This window comes from Paenibacillus pinihumi DSM 23905 = JCM 16419, from assembly GCF_000422505.1.
Lineage (GTDB): Bacteria > Bacillota > Bacilli > Paenibacillales > Paenibacillaceae > Paenibacillus_D > Paenibacillus_D pinihumi.
Window position 1 is genome coordinate 227,637 of record NZ_KE383866.1, and the last position, 17,663, is coordinate 245,299.

The 17,663-nt window shown below is 48.3% G+C and carries 14 protein-coding genes; 3 read left to right on the forward strand and 11 right to left on the reverse strand.

Annotated features, from left to right (window positions below):
- Nucleotides 1-63: 63 nt before the first annotated feature.
- On the reverse strand, nt 64-1,257 hold the full coding sequence (locus H583_RS0124755; RefSeq protein ID WP_028562837.1) for a hypothetical protein: 1,194 nt from the start codon (nt 1,255-1,257) through the stop codon (nt 64-66).
- A gap of 194 nt (nt 1,258-1,451) precedes the next feature.
- Here H583_RS0124755 and H583_RS34175 point away from each other — a divergent pair, with 194 nt between their 5' ends.
- Nucleotides 1,452-2,045: a GNAT family N-acetyltransferase gene (locus H583_RS34175; RefSeq protein ID WP_161631217.1), complete on the forward strand. Its 594-nt coding sequence runs from the start codon at nt 1,452-1,454 to the stop codon at nt 2,043-2,045.
- An 89-nt stretch (nt 2,046-2,134) separates the two neighbouring features.
- Here H583_RS34175 and H583_RS0124765 read toward each other — a convergent pair whose 3' ends face one another.
- From H583_RS0124765 to H583_RS34180, 7 genes are all read right to left on the reverse strand, one after another.
- A complete protein-coding gene (locus H583_RS0124765) occupies nt 2,135-2,869 on the reverse strand; it encodes an HD domain-containing protein (protein WP_028562838.1) in 735 nt (244 codons plus the stop codon).
- Nucleotides 2,870-2,976: 107 nt separating this feature from the next.
- Nucleotides 2,977-3,798, reverse strand: coding sequence for an MBL fold metallo-hydrolase (locus H583_RS0124770; RefSeq protein ID WP_028562839.1), 822 nt, complete (start codon nt 3,796-3,798; stop codon nt 2,977-2,979).
- A complete protein-coding gene (locus H583_RS0124775; RefSeq protein WP_028562840.1) occupies nt 3,795-5,543 on the reverse strand; it encodes an ABC transporter ATP-binding protein in 1,749 nt (582 codons plus the stop codon). Before H583_RS0124775 ends, H583_RS0124770 begins: the two co-directional genes overlap by 4 nt.
- Nucleotides 5,544-5,560: 17 nt before the next feature.
- A complete protein-coding gene (locus H583_RS0124780; RefSeq protein WP_028562841.1) occupies nt 5,561-6,340 on the reverse strand; it encodes an energy-coupling factor transporter transmembrane component T family protein in 780 nt (259 codons plus the stop codon).
- Between the two features lie 16 nt (nt 6,341-6,356).
- Nucleotides 6,357-6,947 carry an ECF transporter S component gene (locus H583_RS0124785; protein ID WP_028562842.1) on the reverse strand — a complete coding sequence of 197 codons (591 nt, stop codon included), beginning with the start codon at nt 6,945-6,947 and terminating at the stop codon, nt 6,357-6,359.
- A 12-nt stretch (nt 6,948-6,959) separates the two neighbouring features.
- Nucleotides 6,960-7,667 (reverse strand): Crp/Fnr family transcriptional regulator, encoded by a 708-nt coding sequence (locus H583_RS0124790; RefSeq protein ID WP_028562843.1) that lies wholly within the window; start codon nt 7,665-7,667, stop codon nt 6,960-6,962.
- 61 nt (nt 7,668-7,728) lie between these two features.
- Complete coding sequence (locus H583_RS34180) at nt 7,729-8,199, reverse strand: NUDIX hydrolase (protein ID WP_051236966.1); 471 nt, start codon at nt 8,197-8,199, stop codon at nt 7,729-7,731.
- A 254-nt stretch (nt 8,200-8,453) separates the two neighbouring features.
- On the opposite strand from H583_RS34180, the gene H583_RS0124800 reads away from it, so the two are divergent.
- Both H583_RS0124800 and H583_RS0124810 read left to right on the forward strand, forming a co-directional pair.
- Nucleotides 8,454-9,335: a LysR family transcriptional regulator gene (locus H583_RS0124800; RefSeq protein WP_028562844.1), complete on the forward strand. Its 882-nt coding sequence runs from the start codon at nt 8,454-8,456 to the stop codon at nt 9,333-9,335.
- A 371-nt stretch (nt 9,336-9,706) separates the two neighbouring features.
- Nucleotides 9,707-9,997: a hypothetical protein gene (locus H583_RS0124810; protein ID WP_028562845.1), complete on the forward strand. Its 291-nt coding sequence runs from the start codon at nt 9,707-9,709 to the stop codon at nt 9,995-9,997.
- Nucleotides 9,998-10,342: 345 nt separating this feature from the next.
- Here the strand turns inward: H583_RS0124810 and H583_RS34185 are convergent, their stop codons facing one another.
- From H583_RS34185 to H583_RS0124835, 3 genes are all read right to left on the reverse strand, one after another.
- Nucleotides 10,343-14,026, reverse strand: a complete 3,684-nt coding sequence (locus tag H583_RS34185; protein WP_036710935.1) for a non-ribosomal peptide synthetase family protein — start codon at nt 14,024-14,026, stop codon at nt 10,343-10,345.
- A gap of 98 nt (nt 14,027-14,124) precedes the next feature.
- Entirely contained in the window at nt 14,125-15,888 is a 1,764-nt protein-coding gene (locus tag H583_RS0124825; RefSeq protein WP_028562846.1) for a methyl-accepting chemotaxis protein, read from the reverse strand.
- A gap of 857 nt (nt 15,889-16,745) precedes the next feature.
- Entirely contained in the window at nt 16,746-17,642 is an 897-nt protein-coding gene (locus H583_RS0124835; RefSeq protein ID WP_028562847.1) for an SDR family oxidoreductase, read from the reverse strand.
- Between the last annotated feature and the right edge of the window lie 21 nt (nt 17,643-17,663).

The window sequence follows — 17,663 nt, forward strand, 5'->3', positions numbered from 1 at the left end:
ACAACTTTTCAAATTACGCTGTTAATATCAAGTCATAGTCCTGCTAACCATCATTCATAATTTTCATGAATCTTCATACAATTCTTCTTTATCCTCAGATAACATGATCATCACCTGTACGGCTCTCAAAACAAGCTCTGGCGTCATTTCTTCAACTCGCTGAACATGCAGCAGCTTTGGGTACATCCCTCTGTATTCCTCGCGGATTGCAAGCACAAGATCGCCGTTCACGTTTAACGTTACCAACTCAATATGTTCCCATCTGACCAAGTAATGCTGTTGATCCAAGGCATTCTCTGCCTCAATGCCTTCAAGCTTGATCGGAGAGCTGCCTTCCGCATAGGAGATTTTCTCTGCCTTTGCCTCAGATGCCGGAGCCGCCCGGTGACTTTCGCTAATTGTGAGCTTGCGCGGCTGCCTGCTTGCTTCCCGCCAGGTAATAATCCCGGCAACAAGGACGAAAGCAAGCGCCGCCAGCCAGCCGCTCGAGGTTGCAGCCCATATGCCTATGGAAATTGCAGCAAGCAAAACCGCAAGCAGCCAAATGTGAAGCTCTTCCCGCCATTTAGGGCCCGGATGATGTGTATTGCCGTCCGGATGTCCGGACAGTTGTTCCGTTGTCTGGGCATGCACATACGTATCCTGCTGCAGCGGAGCTTCGTCTTGCGGTTCCGGGGTAAGTCCTGTTTTAGGCAAATGCTCCCCGCCAAGGGTGTAAGCATCGGCACTCATTCCGCCTTGATCCGTCAACTTCGCGGAATTCGGATTCCTCCACAGATCCAGACAGGCTTCCACAGCTTTCAGGTATTCCAGCGGCTCACTGTAAAAGCTGAAAAACTGGACCAGCTCCAAATGGACAATCGGATTCCGCTGCTCCCTCACATGGGAATATAACGTCTCCAGCCATTCCTTTATATGAGGAGCCAAACCCGGATAACGGGCCAGGACGGCGGGCAGGCAATGCCTCATCTGGCTCACTGCTTCATTCCATGGAATATGCCAATCCAAGGCTTCAAAAAAGGCAATCTGCTCAGGCAGCTCGTCAAGCTCCTCCTCTCCCATGGAAGCTGCATCAATCAAGGGCTTCAATTTTGCCCAGGCATCCAATAACTGCTGGCGATAGCCCTGATATTGACTTTCACTGATCAGACAAAACCATAGCGGCGCGAGAAAATTATTCGTTTCAAACGCTACGTCACCGTACTGTCCAACATCAGCCTCATCCTCATTAATAGTCAGAAACGTCCGGTTTCCCATGGCTTCAACTCCCCGCATCTTACACTTCATTCAAGGGATGGGCAACAAATGCAACTCCCTCGGAAATCATGATATAATTAATAATAACAAGGTATAGAGCTGATTTGAATGCATAACCTGCTTGAAAGAAAAACAATTGTCAAACTATGGATACAGTCATAAATTTAAGCCGGACACACGATAAGGAAGGGGGATTGATCAAATTGCTATATGCTTCAAAAGAGCCGATAGCCATCAGAAGTATGAAGGATAACGAACAGGATTTCACAACGCTGCATAATTGGCTAACCGATGCGAACGTCCTCAGCTACATAGAAGGACCCGGCACAAAATACACAATGGATAACATCATTGCCAAGTATGGTCCCCGGACAAAAGAAGCAAGTGATGTAAAGGCATGTATAATTGAGTTTGAAGGAAGGCATGTCGGTTATTTGCAGTTTTATAAGCTTACACAAGACGATATTAAACGATATGATGCCGGGAAAGATACTCTTCCGTATGGAATCGATATTTTTATAGGGGAACATCAGTATTGGAATCAGGGTATTGGAACCCTTGCAATGAAGTGTATGCTTAAATATCTGGTTGTCCAATGTCAATCTGGAGAGATTTATGTAGACCCGCAAATCAGGAATGAACGGGCTATTAAAAGTTACGAAAAATGTGGTTTCCAGAAGGTAAAAATTTTGAAAAATCACGAGTTGTTTGATGGGACATATCAAGACAATCAGCTAATGCGCCTGTCATCGCAGGATTTTATGAACTCACAAAATGGATCGGAATAATTTAACCTGCGTAACTTAAAACGGCCGTGATGGAAGCAACCTCGCAGCCGTTTTATTTAGTAACGTTTATTTCTGTTCCATTCCGCCGACTATCTTGCCAGGTTCACAGCATCCGGACTTTCCAGCTCCAGCTCGCTCTCCAATTGCCTGACGAACATCAGCATAAACTGGTGGCGTTCCTCGGCCAATTTCCGTCCCGGAGCCGTATGCATTCCATCTTTCAGGCGCAGCAGCTTCTCATAAAAATGCTGGTGTACCGAGCCCTTCGGACGTGTGCCCGGATCGAACCATGTATTTGCATTAATTTCGGCATCTTCCGCCAGCGGCAGCCCGTGGGCGCCGCCGAACATGAATGTGCGTGCAACACCGACTGCGCCAATCGCCTCAATCCGGTCGGCATCCTGCAAAATTTGCAGCAGAACAGGCAGGGCCAGCACATCTTCACCTTGATCTTGATCAAAATAATACTCTTCATGTCTCGCAATGGCAGCCAGCACATCTTCAAGCCCGTCTTTCCCTAGTGCTTCGGCAATCATTGAACCGAACTCCTGTCTCAAGGCTGCTATCGCTTCCGGCCCGTAATGCAATTGTCCGCTCTGCTTCTCTTCCTTGCGGTAATAGTCATGGAGCAGCCCGGCTGTCATAGTTGGCTCCTTCTCCACCCCAAGCTCTTTTGCAATTGCCCCGGCCAATTCCATAACCCGTACGGCGTGCAGCAAGTCATGTCCTGTTGCATCATCATGCATCTTGGCGGCTACCTTCTCAATTACAGGTACCATCCAATCAGGCAGCTCTGTCCTTACGAAAGGAAAAGCATTCTTCACTCATAATCACTCCTTACAATTCCAAGTGAACGGAATACATCCCGTTATTCCAACACTGTCCGAATCATTTCCTCAACATGCTATCGTTCATTTTACATAAGATCCGCTCATTTCGCCATCTCAACAGATGACCCCCAGCTCAGCCACTGATGCTGGCGCAGCAGCGTCATGCCGCCCAGATCGGCTGCGGTGATATGGGACGGCTTTTCGCCGTAATGCATTAAATACATCCTGCTGCGGATTTCTTCAGGATACTCCAGCAACTGCTCCACGCTGGCATGGACCGGATTCGGGGTAAAGCAGGCATCATGGTAATAAGCCTCTATTCCTTGCTCATGCAGACGCTCCATCAGCCCGCGGTCAGCCTGTATATCCGAACTGTAAAAGAAAGATTCGCCAATAATAAGCGAACAACTGAACTTGGAAGGGACATGCTTTGTTTGCAGCCAGTACAGCTCCAGGGACGGCTTCGAAGCAGTTATCGTATCCGCAGCATCTCTCCCATTCGCTTCCTGATGCTCTGTAAAGGTAAACGCCTCCCCTTCTTCCACCCATTGCACTTCGAAATAATCCTCCAATGAAGTTTTATTCCCTGCCGTATTTTCCAGCGTCCCGCGCAGCGTATGATTCCAGATCAATGGACGCATGGGAGAGGGAAGGATGAGCTTCATTTTGCGGTTAGCCGCGTATGCACCATATAATGCAGCCTCGTCAAGACCGCCGCAATGATCATAGTGAAGATGCGTAATAAAGATGGCTTCTATATCCTCAAAACCAAGCCCGATTTCGCGAAGGCTATGCCACACGGTTGTTCCGCAATCAATCAGATAAAGCTTGCCTCCTGTTTTGAGCAAGGCATTGTTTTGATGGGTAGATTTGACAAATCCGTTGCCGACACCAAGCATCATGATTTCAAATGCCCGGCTCATGACACTCCTCCTGAAGCTTCCGCTGGTGTTCCTCTTGTCTCTATGCACGCCATAGCTTCAACAAATTCATCCGAAGTCAATGCAGGCGACTGCCATCCAAGCAGCCGGGTCAATTCAACGACAGGCGGTGCGCTGATGTTGAACCGGCTTAACTCTTCTGCGCCGCGCGTGAAGACCGTTCTCGTCGCCTCATCCCATACAATCTGTCCGCCCGACAGCAAGATTGTCCTTGGGATATAATCAGCGACTACCCGCATATCATGGGTTAGCATAATAATCGTATGACCTTGCTGCCACAAGTTGCAGATATGCTTCATTAATTCTCTGCAGCGAACCGAATCCAGCCCTGTTGTCGGCTCGTCCAGAATGATCACATCCGGCTCCATAGCCAGTACAGAAGCAATGGCAACCCTTCTGCGCTCTCCGCGGCTCAAAAAATGCGGATGCTCCTGCAAGTAGGCATCGATCTGCAATAATGCCGACACTTCCCTGACCTTGGCGTCAATCTCCTGTGAGCCCAGCTTCTGCACCCGCAATCCGTAAGCAATTTCGTCATATACGGTCCGGGCCACGAACTGGTAATCCGGATTCTGGAAGACAAAGCCGATATGCCGCACCCGCTCCTGAGCCCGGTATTGTGCCGATGGCTTGTTATGAATCAGGACTTCCCCGCTTTGCGGCTTCAGCAGTCCCGTAATCAGCTTGCACAAAGTCGATTTGCCAGCCCCGTTCTGTCCGATCACCGCAACAAACTCCCCGCGGCTGATTTTTAAATCCATAGGCTTGATCGTCAGCTCTTCCTCATGCTTCCGGTAACGGAACATGACCCGTTTAAGCTCAATAATCGGTGAAGCAGAGTTTTCGCCTATCGGAGTCTCAGACACCAGACGGCCCGGACTACCAGCCTTACGGCTATCATTCAGAGCTGCCTGCAGCTCCATGACCGTCAGCGGATCGGCACTGCTGCCATCCCGGCCGGCAATCCGTACCCCGGTTCTCCGTGCCAGTTCCACAATTTGCGGCATCGGAAGCCGCTTCCCGATATCAGGTACATCGTACAATTTGGACGGCGGAACGTCTGCAATAATCTGGCCCTCTGCCACGACGACGACACGGTCGGCATAAGGAAGCGTTACATCCAGGTTATGATCGACAAATACTATCGTATAGCCCCATTTGCGGTGAAGCTCGTGAATCGTCTCTAGCACCATCTCTTTGCCTGCCGGGTCAAGCTCGGCAGTCGGCTCGTCCAGGACGATGACCTTCGGCCTCATCATCAGGCATGCCGCGATGGCGACCCGCTGCTTTTGCCCTCCGGAAAGCTCCAGTGTCGACCGGAGCAAAAGCGGCTTGATATGGGTCCGTTCAGCCACCTCCTCCAGTCTCCGGTCGATCTCATCCGCGGCCACCCCCATATTTTCCAGCGCGAAGGTCAACTCTTCCTTCACGGTTCCGCGAACAAGCTGCCATTCGGGGTCCTGCAGTACCGTTCCGACTATCGAGATCAGCTCATAAGGGTATACCTGTGCGACTTCGATTCCATCGACGACGACCTTTCCCTCAATTTCTGAGCCTTGCAGCTCATTGGGAATCAGACCGTTAATGGAGAAGCACAGCGTCGATTTACCGCCCCCGCTGGGCCCGGTCACGAATACGAACTCTCCCTCACGGATATGAAGATTCAGCTTGCGCAGCAGCACATCTTTGGCTGCATACCGGCAGCTGTAATTGTGAAAATGAATCATCTCTCTCACCCCATACACTATAAGTCATATATAGAGCGAACCGCGAGCCAGATGGCAAGCACGATTACGGCTCCCCCGATCATTCTTCTATCCAGCACCGTCAATTGAGGATTATAATAGTAGGTTCGCTTGTTTTTGCGGCCTACCCCCTTCAGCGTAAGCGCATAGCTTGTCGTTCTGAAACGCTTGAGGAATACGAACAACACCGGAATCAATACACTTGCAAACCGCTTCGTTCTTGTCCATAAGCTTCCCGATCGGAAATCCGCGCCTCTCACATATTGCGCATCCATAACGGTTTTGACATCGAAGATCATCATGCTCCAATAGCGGAGTGTCAGTGCCGCTGATAAAGTAACAAATTCGGGCAACCCGAACTTTTTAAGTCCAATGACTACATCTTCATCGTTTGTTGTAAAAAGAATAATGAAGAACAGCAAACACCATATAATCGTCCGCAGAAAAAGCAGCACCGCATAATTCAGATTGCCGGACGAAATTTGAAATATCCAATAGCCCAAATCTACACGGGCGTAGACCTCGCCGCCCATATCTGCGAAGAAATACGACAGACTCATCGAAATGGCAATGATGATTACCGGAATCAACAGCAGGCGCTGCTGCCGGGGAGGACGGATGTATGCAATCAAGGATAAGCTTATGAACAGCATGACAAGCAAACTTGATACTTTATCCATCAAAAATGGCATGATGCTCAAAATTAAGCCAAATGTCAGAATTTTCGTAAAGCCGTGCATGTAATGCAAAAGTGAATTCGAAGGATAATATAGCTTCATCGTCGTTTCCCTTCTCTTAACCTAGAAATCTTTTGAAAAAGAGGCCGGATTTATTCATATAGTCAGACATCCATGCAAACAATAACGGACTGAATACCGCCGCTGTCAATGTGTTGCTTACTTGCATCCACAGCCAGATTGTGCCCCATACAACATTGGCCGGCATTTTCTGAATCAGCACGAGGTTGAGCGCAACAAGGGCAGTAGCCGCAACCATCCCTGCAACGACCGCAGCAACAAAACGTACTTTGTCTTTTGCACTGTCGAATCCAATCTTGCGGTAAGCAATGCCCGGGACGAACCCCATAATAAATTGGGCCAGCAGCGCAAAAGGAAAGATAGCCGGATTCATGCCAACGACAACCATGGACAAAATATTGCCGAGCACAAGTCCGGCAGAGCCCCAGATGCCAAACCAGATGCCAAATAGCGGAGCAAAAATCGCAGCCGGGTACAAGACCTGAATCGTACCGAGCTTGATCGGAACAAAGCGGGAAATATAAATCGTTGCCCCGAAAATCAGTGCGCTGATCACTGTCGCCACAATATGGCGCGCCGAGATGCCTTTATTTTTCAACCCTGCATTCATCATTTGAGTCTGCTGCATATTTCAACACTCCTAATGTAGGTTTTCGATTTCTTCCAGTTCCTTGGCGATGAAATACCGGCTCGTTTCATTGCATATAATCTGATTTTTCTTGACATAAATCACTTGCCTGTCCCGCAGTTCCTTGAGTACCCGGTTGACGCTGCGCAGCGTAACGCCCCATTGTGCCGCCAGTTCTTCACGGGAAATGGTGGCAATAAACGCCACGTGCTCATTAAAATTGTAATGCTCGATCTGCCGGTATAAAAAACGGAGCAGCTTATGCCGTAAAGACATCGATACCTGATCGATCGACTTTCTGGAACCCGCATATAGCTTCTCGGCAAGCTGGGTGGTCAGAAACTGCAGAAATTGATTATCAGCAGCAAACCATTTCCGGTACATTTCCACCCTTAGAGCAAGCATTACAGACTTCGTCAATGCAGTTGTTGTGCAAATGTATGCCCGCCCTGTAGCAAGCTCGATATCACTGATCATCTCTCCGGGCGTTAAATAGGCAATCAGCAGCTTGCTTCCATCTTCAGCCGTATGTTCGGCCTTGACCGTTCCTTCAAGCAGGACATAAAAACAGACCGGTGTGCCTTCCTGCTCGCAAATCACGTCTCCCGGCCGATAATTTCGCACTTCCCAGTGACTGCGCAACTCCTGCGGCATCCCGCCAAGCATCTTTTTCAGCCAGTTGTGTTTATGGATCAGGTTATCCAGAGCAGCCTTGTCCACCAAGCAACCCCCAATTTTATAGTGATATCCTTATAATGGGGAAATCGGACAGTATTTCATACTACTTGAGTAAATAGCTTTCTGCCTGCCGGTCAAACAATTGCTGCGCTGCCCGGGCGATCCCGGGCGGGATTGGCTGCGTGCTCAGATCAGCCTCCGTCATCCAGACGGCATCCTCAACCATTTCTTTTCGTTCGCCAACCGCGACCCCTGCATAAATGAAATCAATATGATCATGTTCATCATCAATAGCTTCCACTTGAATACAGATCGGAATGGCTAGCGCGGTCCCCCCTTCCTCCTCGATCTGTCCGGCGGAATCGGAGAGAAGGCGGATATCATATCCGGTCTCTTCCCTCACCTCACGAATGGCGGCTTCATCCGGCGTCTCATTTAATTCCAGATGGCCACCTGGCGGCAGATACTGTCCCGGGAATGGCGGCTTCCTTCGCAGGACAAAAAGCATGGCATCCCTCTGTTCATTCCATACATATACAGTTGCGCAAAACTCCTTGCGGCGCTCTTTGTTCAATTGCTCACCTCCCCGGCTGCTGTAAATCCAGCTCGTAACTTGATTGTATTCACTGCACGAGCAGCAAAAAAGGACAAACGTCCAATTAAACAAAAGATTTACATAGTGTATGATTTGATTTTACAATTTGGCCTGAAAAGGCGATTGCACAAGTTATGCGTCCGGATTCGTACACTGGTGTCTTTGCTCCGGTTCCACTATAATACGAGTATGGTCATACAAGAGATGAATACGTTTCATAGGAGCTATAGATCATGTCTATGAATAATTTTGAGTTATACAAGGTCTTCTACTGGGCCGCCAAGACTGGCAGTCTGACCAAAGCAGCCAAGACATTATTTCTCACACAGCCAAGTGTCAGCCACGCGATCAAGCAGTTGGAAGACAGCTTTGGCGTAGCCTTATTCTCGCGCAATTCCAAGGGAGTGTCCTTGACGCCCGAGGGCGCCACACTATATTCGTATATTGAGCAATCCCATATCCTGATCGGACTAGCGGAGGAAAAAATGGCTGAGCTTAAAAAGCTGGACAGCGGCGAACTGCGCATTGGCGGCAGTGACTCGCTGTTCAAGCATTATTTGCTCCCTTATCTGGAAGCCTTTCATGACGAGCATCCGGGCATCAAGCTGCAACTGATTCACGGGACAACTCCCGAGATTATTACGTTCCTGAAGGAAGGACGGATTGATCTTGGTGTTGTGCGCATGCCGATCGTTGATCCCCAACTTGAAGTGCGCGAAGGCATTCAACTGCGGGACTGCTTCGTTGCCGGTTCCCGTTATGCCGAACTGAAGGGCCAGCTGCTGTCAATGGAACAGCTCCTCGAATATCCGATTATCCTGTTTTCGCGGAACAGCAGAGCCCGAAAGGCTGTAAACGATCTGTTCAACAGCCACGGCCACGATCTTAAGCCTGGCATCGAGGTCGGAAGCGTCGATCTGCTCATTGAGCTGGCGCGCAAGGGACTGGGCATCTCCTTTATTACACGAGAGTTCGTATCCAGGGAACTGGAGGAAGGCTCACTCTTCGAAGTCAAGCTCGATGTGAAAATGCCTGTTGCCCAAGTAGGTATCATGACACTGCGTAATATCCCCCTTACCCAGGCAGCCAGCGAATTCCTCGGGCGTATCGGTTAGTCAGGTTTACCTTGAATTTCAATTGCCAATTTAAAAAGGACAGTACCCGGTGAGCAGCATACTGCTGCGTCTGGCACTGTCCTTTTTGTTCGCATACAAATGGATGTTTATTACATGGATCATTGATAAAACTATCTTCAATAGGGTAAAGACTGTATTTGAAATGGTTCTGATCAGGGTGGAGAATTAGCTATGCTTCAAAACTGTATAATACAATCTTCGTTCATTCGATTGCTTTCATTGTGCCTCCTTATCCTCTAAAAGAATGGATTAATTTGTTGCATTTTGCCATTTAATTAGTAAATTATCACTACTTACACCAACACCTGGATGGTGTATAATTAAATCATTCTTAATTGGGAGGAATTATAATGAATATCAAGAAATTGGCAACTGCAACACTGTTAGGAACAGCACTTATTTTCGGAAGCTTTAGTATCAGCACCGTCTCGGCAAATGCAGCCCAAGTGCAATCTATACCCTCAATTGTTTTAAAGGTTGGTCAGACCAAGAATGCTAATGCAATCGTGATTATGAACTACGATTCAGCAATCTCTTACTCATCCGGAGTCATCCGGGCTGTAAAGCCAGGCACAGCTCTTGTAAGAATTTACGAGAATAACAGGTGGGTTGATTATGAAATTATTGTGAGCCGGTTTTAATTCTGATTTTCATGCCTCCTCGTAGCTAGGAGGCTTTTATTTTTTTCTCTCTGCCTACTTATCAAGGGTTCTCCCTCGCCTTTAATCCAATGTTTATATTCTTCCATTTCCACCCGGAACTGCTTTTTCTCCACGCGAAAATCACTGATCATTTGGCAAGCGCATGACGTTAGTTAGCACAGACCCTCCACATAAAAAGCAGCTTCGCTTAATAAGCATGCCATATTGCAACAGCCGAATCTTCATAGGCTAGCTTGTAAAAAGCAAAGAACACAGCCTGATGGCTGTGTTCTGCCTGCATTTTACAGTAGCCGGATGTGCGTATGCACCAGCTTGAATAATCAGTTAGCGCTTCTGTAAAACCTTCGGTCTCGGGAAATATCCGATCTTCACGGCATAATCAATCATTCTGCCCATCAGTTGCTTGTCTGGCTCCGCACATTGGATACCGGAGTGCTTCAGCGCCTCAGTTGTAGAGTCGCACCCGTAACGGTAGCGGGAATCCTTGGCCCCATCGCCCTCAAGCTGCGCAATTGCAAGCTGCACGCCTTCCTGATTTTTAGGAGCATCCTTGTCAAACAGCCATTCCGTATATGCAGCAAGAGTCAGAGTCTCGATTTCATAGCCGCAGCTGCGGATAATGTCAATCCACTCCGAATAGACTACGGTCTTCGGATTGCAAATGTGGAACATCCGTCGGGCTGTTCCCGGCTGGATAGCCAGCTGTACGATCGACCCGGCCGCATAGTTAATCGGTGTAAAATCCATTTCCCAGCTTACTTCTGGCGCTTTGCCAAGCAGCAGCATCGCTTTGAGCATCCGGTAGAACGAGTTGCTGTCGATATTTTTTTGGAACAAGCCGCTCTCCGAATGACAGGACAGGTTGCCGGCTCTATATATACTAATATCCAGTCCCTGTTCTCCGGCAGCAATAACAGCTTTCTCTGCTTCCATCTTACTTTGGGTATACAGGTTCTCCACACGAAGATCCGGGGCAAGCATCTGCTGTTCTACAACAGTATCCCATTGTCCGCTCAAAGCCAGATCCTCCGGAATTCCGAGTGTGGAAATATGATGGAATCTCACCTTGCTGGTACATGCTCTGGCCAGCTCAATCAAGGACAAAGTACCGGCAATATTCGTTTTGGCAAATTGCTCTTCATCCCCGAAGTGCCGCACATCTGCTGCGCTGTGGATGATTGCATCCAGCGCTACAAGCAGCTTTTGCCGGTCTTCATCACGCAGGCCGAGCTGTGGCTTCTCCAGATCGCCTTCTACCGCTACGACACGGCCTTCCATTTGTTCTGCGATTCCTGTACCAAAGAAAAATTCCATGCTGCTGCGGATTCGATTGATGCCCGATTCCACTCCCGGACGAACCATACAGTATACGATAGCCTCGCTATTAATGAGCAATTCATGCAATAAGTAGCTGCCGAGGTAGCCTGTTGAACCTGTGAGCAGCACCGCAGACGGGGCCACAGGAACCGCATCTTCATCATCTGCCGCCTGAATAACCGGATGCTCCAGGAGCGGGATAACCGGCCCCAAGAGTGCGGACATTCCTTCTGACTCCTGCTTCCCGGCTTGCAGCTCCTCGATGCGTGCTGCCACTGCGTCAACCGTACGGTACTGGAAGAAATCATTGATTTTCAGGTTTGGATAATGTGGCTTCAAGATGACCAGAATTTGAATAATGGCTAGTGAATCGCCGCCTATGGCGAAGAAATCATCATGCCGGGATACCCGCTCCAGCTTCAAGGCCTGCTGCCACGAATGGGCAACCAGCTTCTCCACATCCGATGCAGGCGCTACAAATTCCTCATCCGTTAATTGCCCTTGATGCTCATAGGCCAGCAGCCGTTTCCGGTCAATCTTGCCCGTAGGCGAAGTCGGCATCTCATCCAACTGGACAATCCATTTCGGTACGAAGTACGAAGGCAGCTTGTCAGTGAGCATACGCTTGATCTCAGAGGTTGACAGCGTGCTGCCGTCCTTGGACGTAAAATAACCGGCAAGCATGTTTTGGCCGTCCGCATCCTTCTTGGCCACAACTGCTGCATTTTGCACATTCGGAATTTTCGCAAAGCTGTCTTCGATTTCTCCGATTTCAATGCGGTGCCCGCGAATCTTGATCTGTGAATCTCTGCGTCCTACATACTCCACCGTACCGTCTGGAAGAAGCTTGGCAATATCGCCAGACTTATAAATTTGACCTTCGCCGAACGGATTCGCAATGAACGCTTCCGCCGTCTTCTCCGGCTGCTTCAGATACCCCTTCGCCAGCCCGACTGTGGCAATATACACTTCCCCATGCACATGCAGGGGACAAAGCTGGTTTTCCTCGTTCACAATATACACCTTATAGTTATGAATTGGCCGTCCGATCGGGACGTTCGTCAGACTATCCGGGATGTAGCCGGTAATTTTTTGCGTTGTTGTACATACGGTACATTCTGTCGGGCCGTACACGTTGACAATGTCAATGCCATCGCGGAATTTCCGCTGGAAAGCCCGTACCTGCTCCCCGTACAATGCCTCTCCGGCTACTGTAATGAGCTTGACCTTGGACAGTTTGCGATAGCCTTCATCAGACAGATAAGTTGATAGCTGATTGAAGAATACGGTCGGCAGGATTGTAATGATCGTCGTGCCGGTCCGCTGGATCGCAGAGGCAAATTCCTCGACAGACACTCTCTCTTCAGGAGCAAGCAAGTACAGATGGGCGCCATAGAACAGAGCGCCAATTGTATCCCATACGGATGCATCGAAGCTGTATGTGGCAAATTGCGTCAGCACATCCTCAGGTTCGATATGGCAGTCCGTACGCACTGTCTCCCCGAGATTGACGACACCTTCATGGGCAATAAGCGCGCCCTTGGGCCTTCCGGTCGATCCCGAAGTATAGATGACATATGCCAAGTCACCGGACGCTACATGAACGCCAGCATTATCCTTGCCATCGAAAGCATCCATGATGCCTGCATCAACCGCAAAAATTTCCTTTACAGTGCCGACTTCCGCACACAACAGGTTCGCTTCATCCAGGTATTGCGACTTGGTCAGCACGAATGCTGATTCCGTATCAGACAGAATGTAGCGATTGCGATCCTCGGGATGCTCCGGGTCTACGGGGACATAGACGCCCCCTGCCTTCAGAATTCCAAGCAGGCTGACAACCAGCTCCAGACTGCGCTCCATGAACAACGTAACAAATCCGCCCTTTGTCAGACCCTTGTCCAGAAGCAGTCCGGCCGTCTGATTCGCCCGCTCATTCAGCTCGCGGTATGTCAGTTCTCCGTGAATGGATGATAATGCTGTGCGGTCTGGAAATTGTGCTGCTGCCTGCTCGAACATGCCATGAATCGTCTGGTTTTTGTCATATGGCCAGGCCGTATCATTCATTCGGTTGTATACCGCCTGATCTTCTTCGGTCAAAATGTTGACCGCCGCAATAAGACCTGTCTTATCAGTAAGTGCCCCATCCAGCAGCTTCAAATAATACTCCATATAACGGCGAATCGTCGCTTCGGTCAGAACAGAGCGGTCATAATCGACCTTGATTCGCCACCTTCCCTGATCCTCAAGCAGCTGCCAGTTCAGCAGCTCACGGTCTGCCTGAATCGGATAGCCGATTGAAAAACGGGTATCAAATTCAGGTTCAGCAGACGGTCTGGATGATGACAAATATTGCGTTAAATTGTGCATGAGACGCTCAAACGTACGGTTCTCTTCATCAAAATTGAGCAGAACAGGAAATCCCCTGTCCTCATCAGAAGCCCATCCTGCCATAATATCCTTTTCTCCAGACAGGCGGTAAAGCAATGCAAAATAGATGGCTCCAAGTGCAGTGGTCGTTTTCTCCTGATTGTTGAACGCTGCCGCCAGACGCTCATTAAGTGTCTGGCTCAGGGGCAGCTCGGCTGACGAGAAAGAATAAGTGCGACTGTGACGTGAAAAATCGAGCGGTATGAATAGCAAAGAGCTCTCCGGTGTGAAAGAATTGGCGCTTGGAATCATTTCCGTCATAATAAGATACATCCCCCTCGCAGGAATTCCCCCCGCATCAACAGATGCGAAGAATCGTTTTGGTCATGCGTTTGAACTGGCCTTTACCCGGGCCAGTATTACTCTTTCGGGCGTACCTGGAACTGATTTAACAGCTTTTGCAGCTCCTCGGACAATGAAGCAAGGTCTGTGGACGAATTCAGAATGACATTCACCGTTTCCTTTTGCTCCTGGACAGATTCTGAAATTTTGGTGCTGTTCACTGCTGTAACGCCTACCGATTGGGACAAATTCTCCGACGTAGCCGTCAGCTCTTCGGTACCGGCCGACAATTCCTCAGTCGAGCTCGATACTTCTTGAATCTGATTGGTCACATTCTGGGTCGCCTGCAAAATCTCGCTGAGCAACTGGCCTGTCGCATCCGAAATTGCCATTCCCTGCTGTACCTCATTGGTTCCCTGCTCCAGCGAGCGGACGGCAACTTGAATTTCATTCTGAATCTCCTTGATCAGCTCGGAGATTTGGCCAACCGACCGTTCCGACTGCTCAGCCAGCTTACGGACTTCGTCAGCAACAACTGCAAAGCCTTTGCCGTGCTCCCCGACTCTTGCAGCCTCGATAGCTGCATTGAGTGCAAGCAGATTCGTCTGGCTGGAAATCCCTTTAATCATAGAAACAATATCCTCAATTTCCTGGGAACGGCTGTCGAGTGTTTTCATTGCTGTAGCTGATTCCGCAACGAGATGTTGAATCTGCTCCATCTGATTGATGACCTGCTTGACAATCGTATTCCCTTCAATTGATTTTTGTTCCATATCAAAGGCTTCTTCCGCCACTTTGGAGGAATTGTCCGCAATCGTTTGGATGACAATCGAAAGCTCTCCCATCGCTCTCGCGCTGTCAGCAGATGCCTGCTCCTGATCGGCGATCCCATTTGTAATCTCCTGGATGCTTGCAGTGATCAGGTTCGTATTTTTACTGTTTTGCTCGGAAATCTCATGCAGATTTCTGGCAGAATTATTAACGGCATGGGAGGTATGTTGCACCTGTACCAAGGCATCATTAATCCGAGCCACCATTTCATTGAAACGCTGGTTGACGATCCCCAGATCATCACTTCCGGTCTTCAGCTTGACATTCAGATTGCCTTTGCTGACCTCGCCAATACCCCGTACCAATTCCTTGATCGGATTCAGTGTCAGACGGGTAAAGAAGTATTGAATGACGAAAATCACAAGCAGGAAGATGAACATAATCGTGATCCCGTTGACAAGCAGCTTCTTCAAGCCGGCTGGCACGGCACTGGCATCTACGTCAGCAGAAAAGAATGCGAAAACTTGGCCTTGTTCGTCGAAGATGGGATACAGAATTGAAGTCCAGGTTCCGAAGTCATCGCTATAGAAGCTCGAAAAAGTTGGCTGACCGGTCTTCTTCATTTCAGCCACGCCTTTTGCCATAGCCTCCGGCTGCTCGTACAAATCCCCAATGTTGATATTTTCGGCGGAGAAAGCCTCAACAAGATTGGTTGGCATTGCGACCAGAGAGGTCTCGTTACCGGCATCCCCTGACAGCTCCGTACCGAATATGTATGCTTGTGCAATGTTGGGATTATATTTATGAATGAGATCAAACTTCTCTTGGAGCAAGGTTTGAGCCACCCCGCCATAGCTATTTTGACTCACAGCCTCAGCAACAAGCTTGGGATCAATCTCTTTGAACCACTCCTGGGTAACAATTGTAATTTGACCTCGCAACTGATCAACCAAAATGTTTTTCTGAATGATATAACTGGTCGTAATCAGAATCGTACCGATAAGCAGAATGTTAATGCATGCAAGTAAAAGTGTTTTTGTGAAAAAAGACATTCGTTTGAATAACTGCATTTTTTGACGCTCCTCGTTTCTGTATAGTTATGAAGGCTAGTCTGTCAACTGGTTTTTGTATCCACTCCTTTTTGACAGGCAAAGCATAGCTGCAGACAGATTGAGAATCATTCTTACCAGTACCGCTATACTGCCATAATTCGACATATACTATATTCTATTATCGTATTTTCGTATGAAATAATGAATAGTTTTTCAGAAAAAACAAGGTAAAATTTACTATCAACTTAAAATTAACTTAAAGTTTTTTCAACGTAATAGGCATATAGACCTAATCCTGTAGTCACTCAAATCCTAAAGATTCATTAAATTTCCATCCCTGTGGAATAGATGAAATTCCTAATAGTGATTAAATAACCAAATATATATAATTTTATTTTGTATATTTTATCCATTTAATTTAATCGTTCCAGATCCGCATGAGTGATCTTTCAGATTTAACTGTAAAATTTATGCATAAAATGGAAGTGCAGGAGCCCTGCTTTGCCTTCAAATTAAATGCCCACAAAAAGTAAAAAAACAGCCACTCGGCTGCTTGGAAATAGGTTGGCTTAAATCACGATGATTAGGAATGGAACATCAAGGAAAAGGGATTGCCCAAAAAGTCTTTGCAATAATTGAACAGATATATAATGATGCGCGGTCATGGGAGCTGGACACAATATTGCAAGAGGAAGGGAACTGCTATTTGTATGAAAAGTTGGGTTATCATAAAACGGGCGTTACCGAAATAATAAATGACAAAATGACGATCGTATTTTATGAGAAAAAGCGGTTTGAATAATGTTGCCCTATTAATCACAATAAAGCTAACCCCCTCTGCAGGTGGTTAGCTTTATTAAATTCGGCAGCTTCCATCAAGTCACAACCGATCCGCCATTCACAAACAAAACCTGGCCGGAGATGTAGGAAGAGTCGTCTGAGGCCAGCATGACATAGACAGGGGCCAGCTCGAACGGCTGCCCGGGACGCCTCATCGGAACTTCCGTTCCGAAGGTCTTCACCTCTTCGGCCGTGAACGCTGACGGAATGAGCGGTGTCCAGATTGGACCGGGAGCAACTGCATTGACCCGGATTTTTTGTTCAGACAGCGATAAAGACAAAGAACGGGTAAAAGAGACAATCGCCCCTTTTGTAGCCGTGTAATCAATCATGTTTGCCATACCCGAAAATGCGGTATCCGAGCTCGTATTAATAATGGTGCTTCCTGCCGGAAGATGGGGCAGTGCTGCCTTGGTCATCAAGAAGAATGAAATAATATTCGTTTGAAAGACATTTATAAGCTGCTCTTGCGTAATGTCCAGAATGCTGGGCTGATGAAATTGCACGCCGTGATTATTGACTAAGATATTCAGCCCGCCGAAACTTTTGATTGCTGCTTCTACTACATATTGGCATGCCTCTTCCTGTCTCAAGTCTGCGGCGATCGTCAGGCAGGTGCGTCCCAGCTGGTTAATGATGTATCTGGTATCCGCTGCATCCTGATGTTCATCCAGATATGGAATCACCAGATCAGCACCTTCCTTGGCAAAAGCGATAGCGACCGCTCTGCCTATTCCGCTGTCGCCTCCAGTGATAATCGCGACCTTTCCCTGCAGCTTGCCACTGCCCGTATAGGCAGGGTTATCAGAAATCGGCCGCGGATTCATGACATACTCAAAACCCGGCTGCCGATCCTGGTGCTGCTGAGGAAAAACTACCGGAACCTGCGTACAGTGCTGCTCCCAGCCGATATAAGGATAAACCGGGAAAATCAAATGGCTTCCCTCCTCTCG

Coding starts and splice junctions, on each gene's coding strand:
- H583_RS0124755 (WP_028562837.1), bottom strand. CDS start 1,257: ATGGGAAACCGGACGTTTCTGACTATTAATGAGGATGAGGCTGATGTT.
- H583_RS0124770 (WP_028562839.1), bottom strand. CDS start 3,798: ATGAGCCGGGCATTTGAAATCATGATGCTTGGTGTCGGCAACGGATTT.
- H583_RS0124775 (WP_028562840.1), bottom strand. CDS start 5,543: ATGATTCATTTTCACAATTACAGCTGCCGGTATGCAGCCAAAGATGTG.
- H583_RS0124780 (WP_028562841.1), bottom strand. CDS start 6,340: ATGAAGCTATATTATCCTTCGAATTCACTTTTGCATTACATGCACGGC.
- H583_RS0124785 (WP_028562842.1), bottom strand. CDS start 6,947: ATGCAGCAGACTCAAATGATGAATGCAGGGTTGAAAAATAAAGGCATC.
- H583_RS0124800 (WP_028562844.1), top strand. CDS start 8,454: ATGTCTATGAATAATTTTGAGTTATACAAGGTCTTCTACTGGGCCGCC.
- H583_RS0124810 (WP_028562845.1), top strand. CDS start 9,707: ATGAATATCAAGAAATTGGCAACTGCAACACTGTTAGGAACAGCACTT.
- H583_RS34185 (WP_036710935.1), bottom strand. CDS start 14,026: ATGACGGAAATGATTCCAAGCGCCAATTCTTTCACACCGGAGAGCTCT.
- H583_RS0124825 (WP_028562846.1), bottom strand. CDS start 15,888: ATGCAGTTATTCAAACGAATGTCTTTTTTCACAAAAACACTTTTACTT.